This window comes from uncultured Rothia sp. (genome assembly GCF_937976295.1).
In the GTDB taxonomy this organism is placed as follows: Bacteria; Actinomycetota; Actinomycetes; order Actinomycetales; family Micrococcaceae; genus Rothia.
In genome coordinates this window covers 1-14146 of the sequence record NZ_CALJRY010000230.1, presented here as the reverse complement: position 1 = coordinate 14146, position 14146 = coordinate 1, and the positions used below count along the sequence as shown (strand labels likewise).

The 14146-nt window shown below is 61.4% G+C and carries 13 protein-coding genes; 9 read left to right on the top strand and 4 right to left on the bottom strand.

The window, feature by feature from the left end; genetic code table 11:
* Positions 1-41 precede the first annotated feature (41 nt).
* The 6 genes from mshD to asd all read left to right on the top strand — a co-directional run bounded on the left by mshD (position 42) and on the right by asd (position 7634).
* Positions 42-1106 (top strand): mycothiol synthase, encoded by a 1065-nt coding sequence (mshD, locus tag Q0216_RS06215; RefSeq protein WP_298593793.1) that lies wholly within the window; start codon positions 42-44, stop codon positions 1104-1106.
* A gap of 65 nt (positions 1107-1171) precedes the next feature.
* Entirely contained in the window at positions 1172-3445 is a 2274-nt protein-coding gene (locus Q0216_RS06210; RefSeq protein WP_298593791.1) for an RNA degradosome polyphosphate kinase, read from the top strand.
* A gap of 250 nt (positions 3446-3695) precedes the next feature.
* Positions 3696-4703 (top strand): NUDIX hydrolase, encoded by a 1008-nt coding sequence (locus Q0216_RS06205; protein ID WP_298593789.1) that lies wholly within the window; start codon positions 3696-3698, stop codon positions 4701-4703.
* Positions 4704-4844: 141 nt separating this feature from the next.
* On the top strand, positions 4845-5726 hold the full coding sequence (locus Q0216_RS06200; RefSeq protein WP_298593788.1) for a thymidylate synthase: 882 nt from the start codon (positions 4845-4847) through the stop codon (positions 5724-5726).
* A gap of 22 nt (positions 5727-5748) precedes the next feature.
* Positions 5749-6399: a dihydrofolate reductase gene (locus Q0216_RS06195; protein WP_298593795.1), complete on the top strand. Its 651-nt coding sequence runs from the start codon at positions 5749-5751 to the stop codon at positions 6397-6399.
* A 95-nt stretch (positions 6400-6494) separates the two neighbouring features.
* Positions 6495-7634 carry an aspartate-semialdehyde dehydrogenase gene (asd, locus tag Q0216_RS06190; RefSeq protein ID WP_298593786.1) on the top strand — a complete coding sequence of 380 codons (1140 nt, stop codon included), beginning with the start codon at positions 6495-6497 and terminating at the stop codon, positions 7632-7634.
* Between the two features lie 140 nt (positions 7635-7774).
* Here the strand turns inward: asd and Q0216_RS06185 are convergent, their stop codons facing one another.
* Positions 7775-8140, bottom strand: coding sequence for a PGPGW domain-containing protein (locus tag Q0216_RS06185; RefSeq protein WP_298593785.1), 366 nt, complete (start codon positions 8138-8140; stop codon positions 7775-7777).
* Positions 8141-8356: 216 nt separating this feature from the next.
* On the opposite strand from Q0216_RS06185, the gene Q0216_RS06180 reads away from it, so the two are divergent.
* Positions 8357-9784 (top strand): MFS transporter, encoded by a 1428-nt coding sequence (locus tag Q0216_RS06180; RefSeq protein ID WP_298593783.1) that lies wholly within the window; start codon positions 8357-8359, stop codon positions 9782-9784.
* 131 nt (positions 9785-9915) lie between these two features.
* Positions 9916-10875 carry a histidine kinase gene (locus Q0216_RS06175; RefSeq protein WP_298593781.1) on the top strand — a complete coding sequence of 320 codons (960 nt, stop codon included), beginning with the start codon at positions 9916-9918 and terminating at the stop codon, positions 10873-10875.
* Between the two features lie 117 nt (positions 10876-10992).
* Here the strand turns inward: Q0216_RS06175 and Q0216_RS06170 are convergent, their stop codons facing one another.
* The 3 genes from Q0216_RS06170 to Q0216_RS06160 form a co-directional block, all read right to left on the bottom strand.
* Positions 10993-12099 (bottom strand): UDP-N-acetylmuramate dehydrogenase, encoded by a 1107-nt coding sequence (locus Q0216_RS06170; RefSeq protein WP_298593779.1) that lies wholly within the window; start codon positions 12097-12099, stop codon positions 10993-10995.
* A 242-nt stretch (positions 12100-12341) separates the two neighbouring features.
* On the bottom strand, positions 12342-12803 hold the full coding sequence (locus Q0216_RS06165) for a MaoC family dehydratase (protein WP_298593777.1): 462 nt from the start codon (positions 12801-12803) through the stop codon (positions 12342-12344).
* Entirely contained in the window at positions 12803-13255 is a 453-nt protein-coding gene (locus Q0216_RS06160) for a MaoC family dehydratase N-terminal domain-containing protein (RefSeq protein WP_005504824.1), read from the bottom strand. Before Q0216_RS06160 ends, Q0216_RS06165 begins: the two co-directional genes overlap by 1 nt.
* A gap of 224 nt (positions 13256-13479) precedes the next feature.
* On the opposite strand from Q0216_RS06160, the gene Q0216_RS06155 reads away from it, so the two are divergent.
* The coding region (locus Q0216_RS06155; protein ID WP_298593776.1) for an LLM class flavin-dependent oxidoreductase at positions 13480-14146 on the top strand (667 nt) is incomplete at its 3' end.

Here is a 14146-nt window from a genome sequence, read left to right as displayed (position 1 = left end):
ATCCCCGGTAGAGTTGAATCAGAAGGCTACGAAAGAAGGCGATGATGGTACACAGTCAGACACCCAATCCCTCCACCCTGCCCGCTGAAAGCTCCCTTGTTTACGCGGAACCGCAGCTCACCGAAGAGCTGCTGGAACGATTCGACTCCTTTGCGCAGGCGGTCGCTAAGCACGATGGCGTTTCGGCGTTCTCCGAGCAGACCCGCATCGAGCTGAGCAAGGCATTGCGTGAAAGCACCCTCACCCCTCCGCGTTTCTTTGTCGCCGAGGATGACGGTACCCTCGCCGCCGTGTTCGTGGCGCTCACCCCAGCAAACGACGAAGACACCGGCGTGATTGAGGCAGCCGTCGCCCCCGAATACCGCGGACGAGGCGCCGGCAGCGCATTCTTCGACCACGCCGTCCGTCAGCTGGGTGAAGACGCCGTACGATACCGCCTCTGGGTTCACGGCAGCGCCACCGACACCGGCATTGAAAGCCCCGCCCACGCGTTCGCGACCCTGCACGGTTTTGAGCCGGTACGCGTGCTGTACAAGATGGTTCTGCCCCTGGACGCGCAGACCCGCGAAGACCTCGTAGAACGCTCCGATGCACGCACTCTGCCGGAGAACCTGCGGATGCGCACCTTCACCGGCGCGGACGAATTCCCCTGGCTGCGCGTGAACGCCTCCGCTTTTGCGCACCACCCGGAGCAGGGCAAGCTCACCCTTGCCGATTTGCGCGAGCGCACCGGCTCCCCCTGGTTCCGTCCCGAGGGTTTCTTCATCGCCTCCGAGGTGGAGGATGACTCCGCCATTGCGGCGTTCACCTGGACGAAGATCCCGACCGGTCAGGAGCAGGGCGAGCTGTCCCCCTCCGGCGAGATTTACGTGGTGGGTGTGAGCCCGCAGGCACAGGGAGGCGGCCTGGGCCGAACCCTTACCCTGCGTGCGCTGGCATACCTGGCGTGCGCTGAGGACGAGAACGGTGAGCCGCTGCGCGCCATCGACCTGTACGTGGACGCCGATAACACCGCCGCATACGCCCTCTACACTTCGTTGGGTTTCGGTGTGGCGACGGTTGACCGCATGTACGCTCCCGCCCAGCAGAATGAGCCTGCCGCCTAGTTTTAGTGCGCCACAGTTGGCGTGCTTCTTCACGACTTATCCCCGATCAGAAAGGCAAGTACAGTATGGTACCCGCCCCTAATGGCCTGAATAAGGCGCCTAAGCCCAAGCCGTCTGAGCCTGCGCCCATGACCGGTGTTATTCACATTGGCCACGATATTTCGAAGATTGAGCGCGCCGATTCTCGCGGTGACCGCATTGAGAAGGGTGAGAAGCGCTCCTACTTCAGCCTTGAAGAGGAGTTCGGCCCGGATCGTTTCTTTGACCGTGAGAGCAGCTGGCTGGATTTCAACACCCGCGTGCTGGAGCTCGCGGAGGACCCGAACCTGTTCCTGCTGGAGCGTCTGAACTTCCTGTCGATTGTGGCATCGAACCTAGACGAGTTCTTCATGGTGCGTGTGGCGGGTCTGAAGCGTCGCATTGCAACCGGTCTGGCGGTTCCTTCGGCTGCCGGTCTGAGCCCCGAGGAGCAGATGGAAGAGATCGCTGAACGCGCTCACCAGCTGCAGGCTCGTCACGCCGATGTGTTCCACAACCAGGTGCTGCCGGCTCTGGAGGAGCAGAACATCCGCATTGTGGGTTGGAACGACCTGGATACGGACGCTAAGCAGCGTCTGCGTCAGGATTTCATGCGCGATATTTTCCCGATTCTGACTCCGCTGGCGGTTGACCCGGCGCACCCCTTCCCCTACATTTCGGGTCTGTCGCTGAACCTTGCGGTGCTGGTGCGTAACCCGCAGACCGGCAAGGAGCTGTTCGCTCGCGTGAAGGTGCCCGATCAGCTGGACCGTATGGTCTCTGTGGATGGTTCCCGCGCCGCCAACACTGCGGGCCGCGAGAGCCGCTACATTGCGCTCGAAGACATCATTGCTGAGCACCTGGATACCCTCTTCCCCGGCATGGAGGTTGTGGAGCACCACGTCTTCCGTGTGACCCGTAATGAGGATCTTGAGGTGGAAGAGGACGATGCAGAAAACCTGCTGAAGGCTCTGGAGAAGGAGCTTCTGCGCCGTCGTTTCGGTCCGCCGGTCCGGCTGGAGGTTGAGGACACCATCAACCCGACCATCCTGGATCTGCTGATTTCTGAGCTGAACATTGATGAGTCCGAGGTGTACCGTCTGCCGGCTCCGCTGGATCTGCGCGGTATGAGTGCGATTGTTCGCGCGAACCGCCCGGCGTTGCACTACCCCAAGCACATTGCGCACACGTCCCGCTGGCTCAACGCCACCGAGACTGCGAAGGCTGCGGACGTTTTCGCTGCCGCCCGTGACCACGATGTGCTGCTGCACCACCCGTACGATTCCTTCGCGACCAGTGTGCAGGCGTTCCTGGCGCAGGCTGCCGCCGACCCGCGTGTTCAGGCGATTAAGCAGACCCTGTACCGCACCAGCGGTGACTCCCCCATCGTGGATGCGCTGATTGAGGCGGCTGAGGCTGGCAAGCAGGTTGTGGCGCTGGTCGAGATTAAGGCTCGCTTTGATGAGGAAGCCAACATCTCGTGGGCTCGTAAGCTGGAGCGCGCTGGCGTGCACGTGGTGTACGGCATCGTGGGTTTGAAGACTCACTGCAAGCTGTCGCTGGTGGTACGCCGCGAGGGTAACCATCTGCGTCGTTACGCGCACATTGGTACCGGTAACTACCACCCGTCCACCGCTCGTTTCTACGAGGACTTGGGCCTGATCACCTGCGATGAGCAGATTTGTGAGGATGTCTCCCGCCTGTTCAACCAGCTGTCCGGTTACGCGCCGAAGACCAACTACCAGTCGCTGCTGGTGGCGCCGCGTACTCTGCGTAGCGGCCTGATTGAGTGCATTGATCAGGAGATTGAGAATCACAAGGCGGGCCGTCCGGCGAAGATTCAGTTCAAGTGCAACTCCATGGTGGACGAGGCCATCATCGATTCGCTGTACCGCGCTTCGCAGGCTGGTGTGCCGGTGGATGTGGTGGTTCGCGGTATTTGCGCGCTGCGCCCGGGCGTTAAGGGTCTGAGCGAGAATATTCGCGTCCGTTCGGTGCTGGGTCGTTTCTTGGAGCACTCGCGCGTGTTTGCGTTTGAGAACGGTGGCGATCCGATTGTCTACATTGGCTCTGCCGATATGATGCACCGTAACCTTGACCGCCGCATTGAGGCCCTGGTACCGGTGAAGGATCCGCGCCACGTGAAGTACCTGCGTGACATGTTCACCATCTACATGAGTGATTCTTCGCGTACCTGGCACCTGGATTCTGAGGGTAACTGGACCCGCCACGACACCGATGATCAGGGCAACCCGCTGCAGGATGTGCAGTCGTACTATCTGCGTTCGCGTTCCCGTAAGAACGTGGCGGATAAGGTCTAAGGATTTGCCGCTGACCTACCGGTGATTTCTGGTTGTGAACCCCGTCTGTTCTCGCGCTTTATGGCGTGGGGCAGGCGGGGTTTTCCGCGTGTCGTGCAAAAACGTGCGGTGGACTAGTCCACTTAGCGTAAAAGTGAACAACAGGTTACGTTGAGATTACAACTTGACCGCTCTCTCACCTACAATTAGACGCGGAGCATGGTGCCCGTTGGCATTGTGCGTAGCCTAGCGAAGAGAATCAGAGAGAGATATGGCACCGCTGGATTCCCCCTCCATCTACTACTCGGCACGACGTTTTGATGCGGTCAACAGCATTGACCGCGCCCCCGCGAACACTGCGGATATTGTTGCTTCTGGTGCACTGATTTGGCGCATGCGCGATGGTGCGCTTGAGGTCCTGATTATTCACCGTCCCCGCTACGATGACTGGTCCTGGCCCAAGGGCAAGCAGGATCCGGGCGAGTCCCTGGCGGAGACCGCTATTCGTGAGATTCGCGAAGAGGTCGGCCTGCAGGTTGTTTTGGGCGTGCCCCTGGCGGTGACTTCCTACCTGGTGGGCGGCCGCCCGAAGGATGTTTTCTACTGGGCTGCGGAGCTTCCCGAGGGTGCCCGCGCCCTGGCGGACGAGGGTGAAGTGGATGAGCTGCGCTGGGTAACCACCGATGTAGCTCGCGCTCTGCTGACTAACCAGGATGACCTGGCACCTCTGGAATCCCTGGAGGCTCTGGCTGAGGCGGATGCGCTGCGTACCCGCCCGATTCTCATTGCCCGCCACGCGAAGGCTAAGCCGCGTTCGAACTGGGCTGCCGCTGAGGATGACCGTCCGCTTGCGGCAACCGGCAAGCGTCAGGCGCTGGCTTCTAGCCGTCTCTTTGCGGCGTGGGCTCCGAGTCGCATTATTTCTTCCCCGTGGCTGCGTTGCGTTCAGACCGTGACCCCGTACTCGGTGGATTATGGTGTGTCGGTGAAGGAGAAGAAGTCCCTGTCTGAGGCTGGCGCTCAGCGTCACCCGGCGCGTGTTGCCCGTACCGTGGCGTCGCTGTTCGATAAGGATTCTTCCTCGCTGCTGTGCACTCACCGCCCGGTGCTGCCCCAGGTGATGGATGTTCTGCGCGAGTACCTGTTCGAAGGTTCTGCCGAGCTTCTTCCGACCGAGGACCCGTACCTGGAGCCCGGCGATGCCCTGGTTCTGCAGGTGACCGAGGGCGATGACCCGCGTATTGTCTCGGTGGAGCGAGTACGCGCGGCCCTGGACTAGTTTTTATACCCTGATAGCGAGCGCGCTGGGCTTTATGCTCAGCGCGTTTGCTATATCCGTACATCTTCGAGAGTTTTACAATAGAGGGGCGGCTGATTTTGCCGCTTCTGACGCCTACTAACAGGATCCAAGGTTTTTCTTATGACTCATGCAATCCCCACCCCTTACGAAGATCTTCTGCGCGAAATCCTCGAGGAGAACAAGGACGCCATTGCGGCGGATGCGCAGCGTTCCGACCGTACCGGCACCGGCACCTTCGGCGTGTTTGGCCGTCAGATGCGTTTTGATCTGCGTGAGTCGTTCCCGCTGATTACCACCAAGCGCGTGCACTTCAAGTCCGTTGCTATTGAACTGCTGTGGTTCTTGCGCGGTTCCTCGAATGTGCGCTGGTTGCAGGAGCGCGGCGTGACCATTTGGGATGAGTGGGCTGATGAGAACGGCGATTTGGGCCCGGTGTACGGTGTGCAGTGGCGTTCGTGGCCGACCCCCGATGGTGGCACGATTGACCAGATTGCGAAGGTCATTGAGTCACTGAAGAATAACCCGAGCTCGCGCCGCCATATTGTTTCGGCGTGGAACCCCGCCGAGGTGGACAACATGGCGCTTCCGCCCTGCCACGCGCTCTTCCAGTTCTACGTGCACGAACGCGCGGACGGTGTGAAGGAGCTGTCCTGCCAGCTGTACCAGCGTAGCGCGGACATGTTCCTGGGTGTGCCCTTCAACATCGCCTCGTACGCGCTGCTGACCTACCTGATTGCGCAGGAGGTGGGTATGGAGCCGGGCGAGTTCGTGTGGACCGGCGGCGACTGCCACATCTACTCGAACCACCTGGAGCAGGTGAAGAAGCAGCTGGGCTACGGCACCGACCCGGAGGGCAACCCCTACCCGCCGCGCGAGCCGTACCCGTACCCGAAGCTGGTGATTAAGACCAAGAAGCCTTCTATTTTCGATTACGAGTATGAAGACTTTGAGCTGGTGGATTATAAGCACCATCCCGGTATTGCCGCCCCGATTGCGGTCTAACTGCAGGTTGTAAGGAGGCATGATGTACCGTCTGGGCGCTATTTGGGCTCAAACTGATGCCGGCATCATTGGTCGTGACGGGGATATGCCCTGGTACGCTCCGGAGGATTTGGCGCACTTCAAGAAGGTGACGCTGGGCGCTCCGGTGATTATGGGTCGCCGCACCTGGGAGTCGTTCCCGCCGCGTTTTCGCCCCCTGCCGGGCCGTACGAATATTGTGATTAGCCGTTCGGCCGCCGAGGCGGAAGAACGCGATGGTGCGCTGTGGGTTCCTTCGCTGGATGCGGCGCTGTACGCGGCTCGTGACGCCGCGGGCGCGCCGGTTGAAGATACCCCCGCAGATACCGCCGCGGTTGACACCTGGATTATTGGTGGCGGCTCCGTCTACGCGGAGGCGCTCTCCCGCACCGACCTGCCCGCCTTCGGTCGGGTTGAGACGGTGGAGCGCACCCTCTTCTACTGCCAGGAAGGTAACGAAATTACCGGCGATACGCGAGCGCCCGAACTGCAGCTTGCAGATTCTGCGGGCAGTTGCGAGGGCAGCTCACCGAACGGGTGCTGGCGGGTCACCTCCGAGAGTGCTTGGGAGAATAGCGAGAAGGGCTACCTGCTCGATGAGTCGGGCACGAAGAACCCCATGTACTTCTCGTTCCAGCACCTGGAGCGTCTGTAGCTCTCGCACACGTGCCGGTACCGGGTCGTTCCGAATATCAAATTTTTTGTACAGCGCTAGTCCGCACCCGCCAGCCTGAGAGTACACTGGGAACCATGAACTTTAATCCCGGTGACTCTGTAGGTTTTGTTGGCTGGCGCGGCATGGTGGGCTCCGTCCTCATGAAGCGCATGGTTGAGGAAGGCGACTTCGAGGGCATTACCCCCGTCTTCTTCACCACCTCTAATGTTGGTGGCGCAGCGCCCACCTTCGACGGCGTAATTGAGCCGTCCGAGCTGAAGGACGCATACGACATTGACGAGCTGCGTAAGCACTCGATTATTGTGACCGCTCAGGGCGGTGGCTACACCGAGGCTGTGCACCCGAAGCTGCGTGCAGCCGGCTGGGACGGCCTGTGGATTGATGCCGCTTCCACCCTGCGCATGAACGATGACTCCATCATCGTGCTGGACCCCATCAACCGCGATGTCATTGACCGCGGCCTGGCATCCGGCGTGAAGGACTTCATCGGCGGTAACTGCACCGTCTCCTGCCTGCTGATGGGTCTGGGCGGCCTCTTCAAGAACGATCTGGTCGAGTGGGCAACCTCCATGACCTACCAGGCAGCATCCGGTGGCGGCGCCCGCCACATGCGCGAGGTGCTCACGCAGTTCCGCGACCTGGGCAACGAGGTCTCCGAGGAGCTGAACGACCCCGCATCCGCAATCCTGGATATCGACCGCAAGGTCCTCGCGAAGCAGCGTTCCGGTGAGCTGGATTCCACCCAGTTCGGTGTGCCGCTCTCCGGCTCCCTGATTCCCTGGATTGACTCTGACCTGGGTAACGGCCAGTCCCGCGAAGAGTGGAAGGCTGAGGTCGAGACCAACAAGATCCTGGGCCGCTCCGAGGACGAGAAGATCACCATGGACGGCCTGTGCGTCCGTATCGCTGCGATGCGTTCGCACTCTCAGGCGCTGACCATCAAGCTTAAGAAGGACCTGCCGCTCGAGGAGATTGAGCGCATTATCGCTGAGGACAACCCCTGGGTTCGCTTCGTGCCGAACGAGCGTGAGGCTTCCATGGAGCAGCTGACCCCCGTGGCTGCTTCCGGTTCTTTGGAGATTCCGGTTGGTCGCGTGCGCAAGCTGGCGATGGGCCCCGAGTACATTAGCGCGTTCACCGTGGGTGACCAGCTGCTCTGGGGTGCTGCTGAGCCGATTCGCCGTATGCTGCAGATTGCTATTGGCAAGCTCTAAAGCTCACTGACAAGCTACACAAAAGCCCTCGCTACCATTCTTGTGGGATGGGAGCGAGGGCTTTTTGCGTCTGCGTATAGCTTGCGCGGGCTGGATTAGTGCGAGCCGGGTTAGCTCAAGCTTGATTAGCGTGAACTTGGTTAGCGCTGGTATGCGGTAGCCGCCTTGCGTTCCTTACGCTGCTGTCGCCAGGCGCGGTAGCGGTACCAGGCGGTGAGCACCACGTGCTTCATGAAAATATTGGCGCGACGCGCCCAGGGGAATTCGGTACCCCAAATACCCAGGCCGATGAAGATGAACAGCCAGCCGGGGCCGGGGGTGACCAGCATAATCAGCCCGGCGATAAAGCAGAAGGCGCCCACGCCGATGACGAGGAGCTTGTAGAGATGACGCATGACCGGATGCGCGTACATGCGCTCCTTGCGGGCTTCGAGCCAGCGGTGAAAGCGGCTGGTCTCGCTTTCCTTGATTTCATCTTCAAAGGTTTTCAGGGGTGGTCCTTCCAAACATGCCGTAGGTGAGTTTCACCAGGCGGCGGTGGTTAGAGAATAGCATTTACAGCTGGGTAGCGGCTGTGAAAGATTTCTTCATCTATGAGATTTTTCGTCTTCTTCAAAGTTTTTTCGTTTCAATGGTGTTCAAGTCAAAAATACCTTTATACACTGTAAGGGAACAATTCACCCGGCACTACGCCTAGAACACTAAGGAAGCGACCCACTACCGTGTCCTCCTCTCGTCCCGTATCAACGGACTCACCCCGCACCAACGCCGCTGCACCTGTTGGCACCTCCGCACCCGCTACCGAACGCAACGCCGCGCCAACTCTCAACGAACGCCTCGAAAACCTGCCCTTCACCCGCGCCCACGGCAAGCTCCTGGGTATCTCGGGTCTCGGCTGGGCGCTGGACGCCATGGACGTCGGCCTCATCTCCTTCGTCATGGCGGCCCTCATCAAGGAATGGCAGCTCAGCCCCACCGAAGCCTCCTGGCTCGGATCCATCGGATTCGCCGGCATGGCGCTCGGTGCAACCTTCGGCGGTCTACTCGCTGACAAGCTCGGCCGCCGCTACATCTTCGCCCTCACCCTGCTGGTGTACGGTCTGGCGACCGGCGCCTCCGCCCTGGCAACCTCTCTGGGCGTGCTGCTCGTCTTCCGTTTCCTGGTCGGTTTGGGCCTGGGAGCGGAACTTCCCGTGGCATCCACCCTGATTTCTGAGTTCTCGCCGCGCGCTATTCGCGGCCGCGTCGTGGTCGCTCTGGAGGCTTTCTGGGCTCTGGGCTGGATTCTCGCCGCTCTCATCGGTACCTTCATCGTTCCGCAGGCGAACGGCTGGCGCTGGGCGCTTGCCATCGGCCTGATTCCCGCCATCTACTCGCTCGTGATCCGCATGGGAACCCCGGAGTCGGTGCGCTTCCTGGAGTCGGTCGGCAAGCACGATCAGGCACGCCAGATCGTTGAACGTTTCGAGGCCTCCCCCGCGCTCTTCTCCCGAACCGATAAGAAGCAGGCCGAAGACGCTTCCGTACACGGCGCTGCAGAAAGCGCCGACAACGCAGAATCCGCGAAGATCCACTCGATCTGGGCTGCCGGTCAGCGCCGCAAGACCATCGCCCTGTGCGTCATCTGGTTCTGCATCAACCTCTCCTACTACGGCGCGTTCATCTGGATTCCGGCGCTGCTGAACGCCCAGGGCTTCAGCCTCGTGAAGTCCTTCGCGTTCACGCTCATCATGACCCTCGCCCAGCTGCCCGGCTACGCGGTCGCCGCCTACCTCATCGAAAAGTGGGGCCGACGTGCAACCCTGGCGACCTTCCTGCTCGGCTCCGCTCTGGCGGCGGCTGGCTACGGTATGGCGCACACCGAAGCGTTCATCATCCTCGCCGGTTGTATGCTCTCCTTCTTCAACCTCGGCGCGTGGGGTGCCCTCTACGCCCTGAGCCCCGAGATCTTCCCGACCCACCTGCGCGGAACCGGCACCGGTGCCGCCGCCGGTATCGGTCGTATCGCCTCCATCGCGGCACCGCTCATTGTGCCGCCGCTGGTCGCATTCGGTGGAACCCCGCTGCTCTTTACGCTCTTCTCCACCGCGTTCCTGGTAGCGGCAACCACCGTGTTCCTGTTGCCTGAACGCCGCGGCGAATCCCTCTAACGAGCCGCCCACCCTACACGATGAGCTGTCCCTCCTGAACGCTCTTTCCGAGCAGCCAGAAGGGACAGCTCATTTGTCATATAAGCCTCTAACCATGCACCACAACCTCAAACTATGAGAGGATACGTTCTATGCTCGATTCCTTCCTCTCCAACCTCTACCGCACAGAGTTCAGCCCCTGGCCCGTGAGCGAACACTACGCCGCAGAACGCGCCGGCGGCGTGCCCGAAGCCATGCTGCTGCCGGGCGAACTCACCGTGCACCGTGGCGACGGGGCAAAAATGAGCTACTACCTGGACTGGCCCGAGGAATTCAACGAATATGCCCGCGCAATCACCCTGCGCCCACGCACCAAAAACGGCTACCCGCAGGACTTTACGCTCAGCGTCGCCGTACGCGACGGCCAGGCTGTCTTCGCCGCAACCGCCCTCAGCTTCTGGGAGCAGCGCGACGGCCGCCCCTACGACCGCGAGCCCATCGCCCGCGGCTACGTGGACGTCGCCGCCTACGAATCCCGCGAGGAATACGCAGGCAATTCCGCCGCGCCCGCCCTCATCGGCTGGGATATCGCAGACCTCTACCCGGCACGCATGGCGCTCATCCGCGCCCTCTGCGAAGGAATCGCCAGTAGCATCACGATGGGCGCCCGAATCCTCGCGGACGGGCAGGTACAGATTGACCACGAGGACGGGGACCTACTCGCCCTGCACGTGAACGCGGTCAGCACCGTCGGTGGCATGGTCCGCGCCCTCATCATCGAGCAGGACCGCGTACCCGGCGGCGTATCTACCGGCACCTCCGAGCGCACCGACCTGCAGGCACGCGCCTACTACGCCAACGTGCTCTCCCCCGTTCCCGGCGAGTTCGGCAACCTTGTCTGGTCCCACAGCGAGGACGCGGAATACTACCCGTACCGGCCCACGCGCCATAAGCCGATTTTCCACGCCCCCAGCCCGCCGCAGAAGCTTCCCCTGGCGGTTCAGGTGTTGATGGAGCACCTGCCTGCCGCTCCCCTGGCGGCAACGCGCACAGCGCCCAAACGCAGGCCCTATCTGCCGGGGCAGGCACGCATCTCCTCCCCTCGCCACTAGCTCAGCGAGTTAATACAACGCTTCGGGCGGTCTCCAATGAAGAGACCGCCCGAAGCGTTTATTCTGAAGTGTTTATTTTATGCGTCCTCGCGCTATCAGAGGCGAGAAGTTTAGCGTTTAGATTTCTCCGTTGACCACGACAGGCTCAGGAACCAGGGTCACGCCAAAACGTTCACGCACGCCGTCGCGCACAGCGCGGGCAATAGCGAAGATATCCTCAGCGGATGCGCCGCCGCGGTTCGTAATCGCCAGGGTGTGCTTGGTCGACAGGCTTGCACGGCCCTGAGCAATCTCACGGGACTCACCCTCCAGGCCGAAGCCCTTATCGAAGCCTGCGTGCTGAATCAGCCAAGCAGCCGAGAGCTTCACGTGATCGGGGTCCTCGACACCGGCGGTGAACGGGGAAGTCTTCACAACCACCGGGAAGTTCGGGGCGCCCTCGGGCAGAGACTCCAGAGTAGAACGCGGAACAATCGGGTTGGTGAAGAAGGAACCGGTGGAGAAAGTGTCACGGTCCTCGGGGTTGAGCACCATGCCCTTGGAGCCGCGCAGCTCCAGCACCTTTTTACGCACCAGGGCAGATTCGGCGCGCTGACCGGGCTCAACACCCAGGCTCTTCGCCAGCTCAGCGTAACGAATCGGGGAGGACAGGCTACCGAGGGTGAACTGGAAATCAACGGTCAGCACCACGTAGCGGGGCGAGCCGTTGACGGTTGCGCGCTTGAGTACCGAGTCGCGGTAGCCGAAGCGCAGGTCTGCGCTCGCGAAGGTCTTCAGCGTGTTCTTTTCGCGGTCCCAGGTACGTACGGAGGCGATGAACTCGCCCACCTCGACACCGTATGCGCCGACGTTCTGCACGGGGGTTGCACCCACGGTGCCGGGAATGCCGGAGAGAGCCGCGGGGCCGACCCACTCGTTCTCGATGCTGAGCTTCACGAAGTCGTCCCAGATGGTGCCTGCCTGCACGCGCACGTTCGCGCCGCCGCATGCGGGGATGGGCAGAACCTCTACGCCTTCGGAGGCGATGTGTACGACGGTTCCGTTGAAGCCTTCGTCGGAAACCAGCAGGTTGGAGCCGCCACCCACGATGAGGACGGGTTCACCTGCGGCGTCTGCAGCGGAGACTGCTTCGATAATTTCTGCTTCGGAGGTGGCGCGGACGTAGGTCTTAGCGGGGCCGCCTACCTGGGCGGTGGTCAGTTCGCTCAACAGCTTTTCAGTCATAGGTTAAGAATACCGGTCGTTGTGCGGGGTTAACACCCGCCACGTGTTAAAGTCACGAAAACCTTATGGTGATTTTGCCTTCATTTTCCGGCGCACCTCCCGCCAAAAGAAGCGCCACCACCCCGCCGGCAAGCGCACTGCCACACACGCAGCCGAGCGCACAGCCGGGCGTGCAAAAGCCCCGGCACCACCGCATCGGGTAGCGCCAGGGCTTTCACACATTATCTACACGCACAGAAAATCTATACCGAGAAACGAACCACAGCCTGGCTCTTCATCAGAACCTTCTGCTCCTTGCCTTCCTCATCACGAGCGGTGACGGTCAGGTCAATGCGGGCGGTGCGTTCCTCCTCATTCAGGGCACCCACCTTACCGCTGATGGTCAGGGCGTTCGTGGGGGTGTCGGGGTTTTCGCCGCCGGGTGCATCCGCCACGGGAACGGGCTTGGTGAATCGAGTCTGGTAGTCCACAATCGCGCCGGGGTCACCCACCCAGTCGCTCACAAGCTGCACGGCGGTGCCCATGGTCAGCATACCGTGAGCGATCACGCCGGACAGGCCCACCGACTGAGCAAAACGCTCGTTCCAGTGAATCGGGTTGAAGTCACCGGATGCGCCAGCGTAACGCACCAGCGAAGCGCGGGAGAGCTCCACGGTACGCGAACCGATGTCCTGGCCCTTTTCAAGATCTTCAAAACGCACCATTAGTTCTCCTCCTCAGCACGAACCAGCAGGGAAGAAATGCAGGTGGTGACCGGCTCGCCCTGCGCATCAACGATTTCTTCACGGGTAGTCAGCATTGCGCCGGCACCCATAACGCGCACGGAGTCCACGTGAACTTCGGTGCGCAGCTCATCACCGGCAACGATGGGGCGGTGGTGGGTGAAGCGCTGGTCGGCGTGCACCACGCGGGAGAAATCAATACCGGCGGAATCGTCGTTGATGAGTGCCGCGTCAGCTGCCTGCGCCAGGATAATGGCGAAGGTCGGCGGGGCAATCACATCTGCGTACCCTGCCGCGCGGGCTGCCTCAACGTCGTGGTGGAGGGGGTTTTCTGCGTGAACTGCTCGGGCAAATTCGCGGATCTTTTCACGACCGACAACGTAGGTGTTCTCGGACGGGTAGACCCTGCCCACAATCTCAGGGTTAATGCTCATGATTTCAGTCTACCGTTCTTGTGCACAGTGTTCAGCTCAAACGCACAGAGTGGACAGACCACTGTACAGGTAACCGGCGTGCAGGCAACCAGCGTGCAGGCAACCAGCGTGCAGGCGTGCAGTATTTCGTCGCATTTTTACCTGCTAGCGAAGGCCCCTACCCGTCCAGCCCAAGCAGGCGTAGGCTGGACGGGTACCCGCAATCTATTTCAGAAGGAAAAGTTATGTCTTCCAACGTAAAAATTTCGGTGCTTGACCTGATGCCGCACCGCCCCGATCAGCGTCAGCACCAGACCATGCTCAACACCATCGATGCCGCCCGCGCGGCTGAATCCTACGGCTACGAGCGTTTCTGGGTCGCCGAGCACCACAATGCCGGCTCCCTGCTGTCCTCGGCGACCGTCGTGGTCATGGCGGAGATCGCCGCCGCAACTGAGCGTATTCGCGTGGGTTCGGGCGGCATTATGCTCCCCAACCACGCACCCTACGTGGTGGCGGAGCAGTTCGGCACCCTCAACGCATTCCACCCCGGCCGCATTGACCTGGGTGTGGGCCGTGCGCCCGGCACCGACCCGATGACCGCCGCCGCTCTGCGCCGCGACGATTCTGCCGCCATGAGCTTCCCCGCCGAGGTGCAGCAGCTGCAGCGCTTCCTGGGCGAGCCCTCCCCCATGCACCGCGTGCACGCCATTCCCGGTCAGGGCTCGAAGGTGCCCCTGTACGTTCTGGGTTCTTCCCTGTTCGGTGCGCAGCTTGCCGCACAGCTGGGTCTGCCCTACGCGTTCGCTTCGCATTTTGCGCCCGCCATGCTGCAGGAGGCGGTAGACACCTACCGCGCGAACTTCAAGCCCTCGGAGCACCTGGAACAGCCCTACGTCATGGTGGGTGCAA

Bases quoted from the DNA above. Each gene is read 5' to 3' on its own strand.
- Q0216_RS06205 (WP_298593789.1), top strand. From the start codon at position 3,696: ATGGCACCGCTGGATTCCCCCTCCATCTACTACTCGGCACGACGTTTT.
- asd (WP_298593786.1), top strand. From the start codon at position 6,495: ATGAACTTTAATCCCGGTGACTCTGTAGGTTTTGTTGGCTGGCGCGGC.
- mshD (WP_298593793.1), top strand. From the start codon at position 42: ATGATGGTACACAGTCAGACACCCAATCCCTCCACCCTGCCCGCTGAA.
- Q0216_RS06170 (WP_298593779.1), bottom strand. From the start codon at position 12,099: ATGACTGAAAAGCTGTTGAGCGAACTGACCACCGCCCAGGTAGGCGGC.
- Q0216_RS06160 (WP_005504824.1), bottom strand. From the start codon at position 13,255: ATGAGCATTAACCCTGAGATTGTGGGCAGGGTCTACCCGTCCGAGAAC.
- Q0216_RS06165 (WP_298593777.1), bottom strand. From the start codon at position 12,803: ATGGTGCGTTTTGAAGATCTTGAAAAGGGCCAGGACATCGGTTCGCGT.
- Q0216_RS06200 (WP_298593788.1), top strand. From the start codon at position 4,845: ATGACTCATGCAATCCCCACCCCTTACGAAGATCTTCTGCGCGAAATC.
- Q0216_RS06175 (WP_298593781.1), top strand. From the start codon at position 9,916: ATGCTCGATTCCTTCCTCTCCAACCTCTACCGCACAGAGTTCAGCCCC.
- Q0216_RS06195 (WP_298593795.1), top strand. From the start codon at position 5,749: ATGTACCGTCTGGGCGCTATTTGGGCTCAAACTGATGCCGGCATCATT.
- Q0216_RS06210 (WP_298593791.1), top strand. From the start codon at position 1,172: ATGGTACCCGCCCCTAATGGCCTGAATAAGGCGCCTAAGCCCAAGCCG.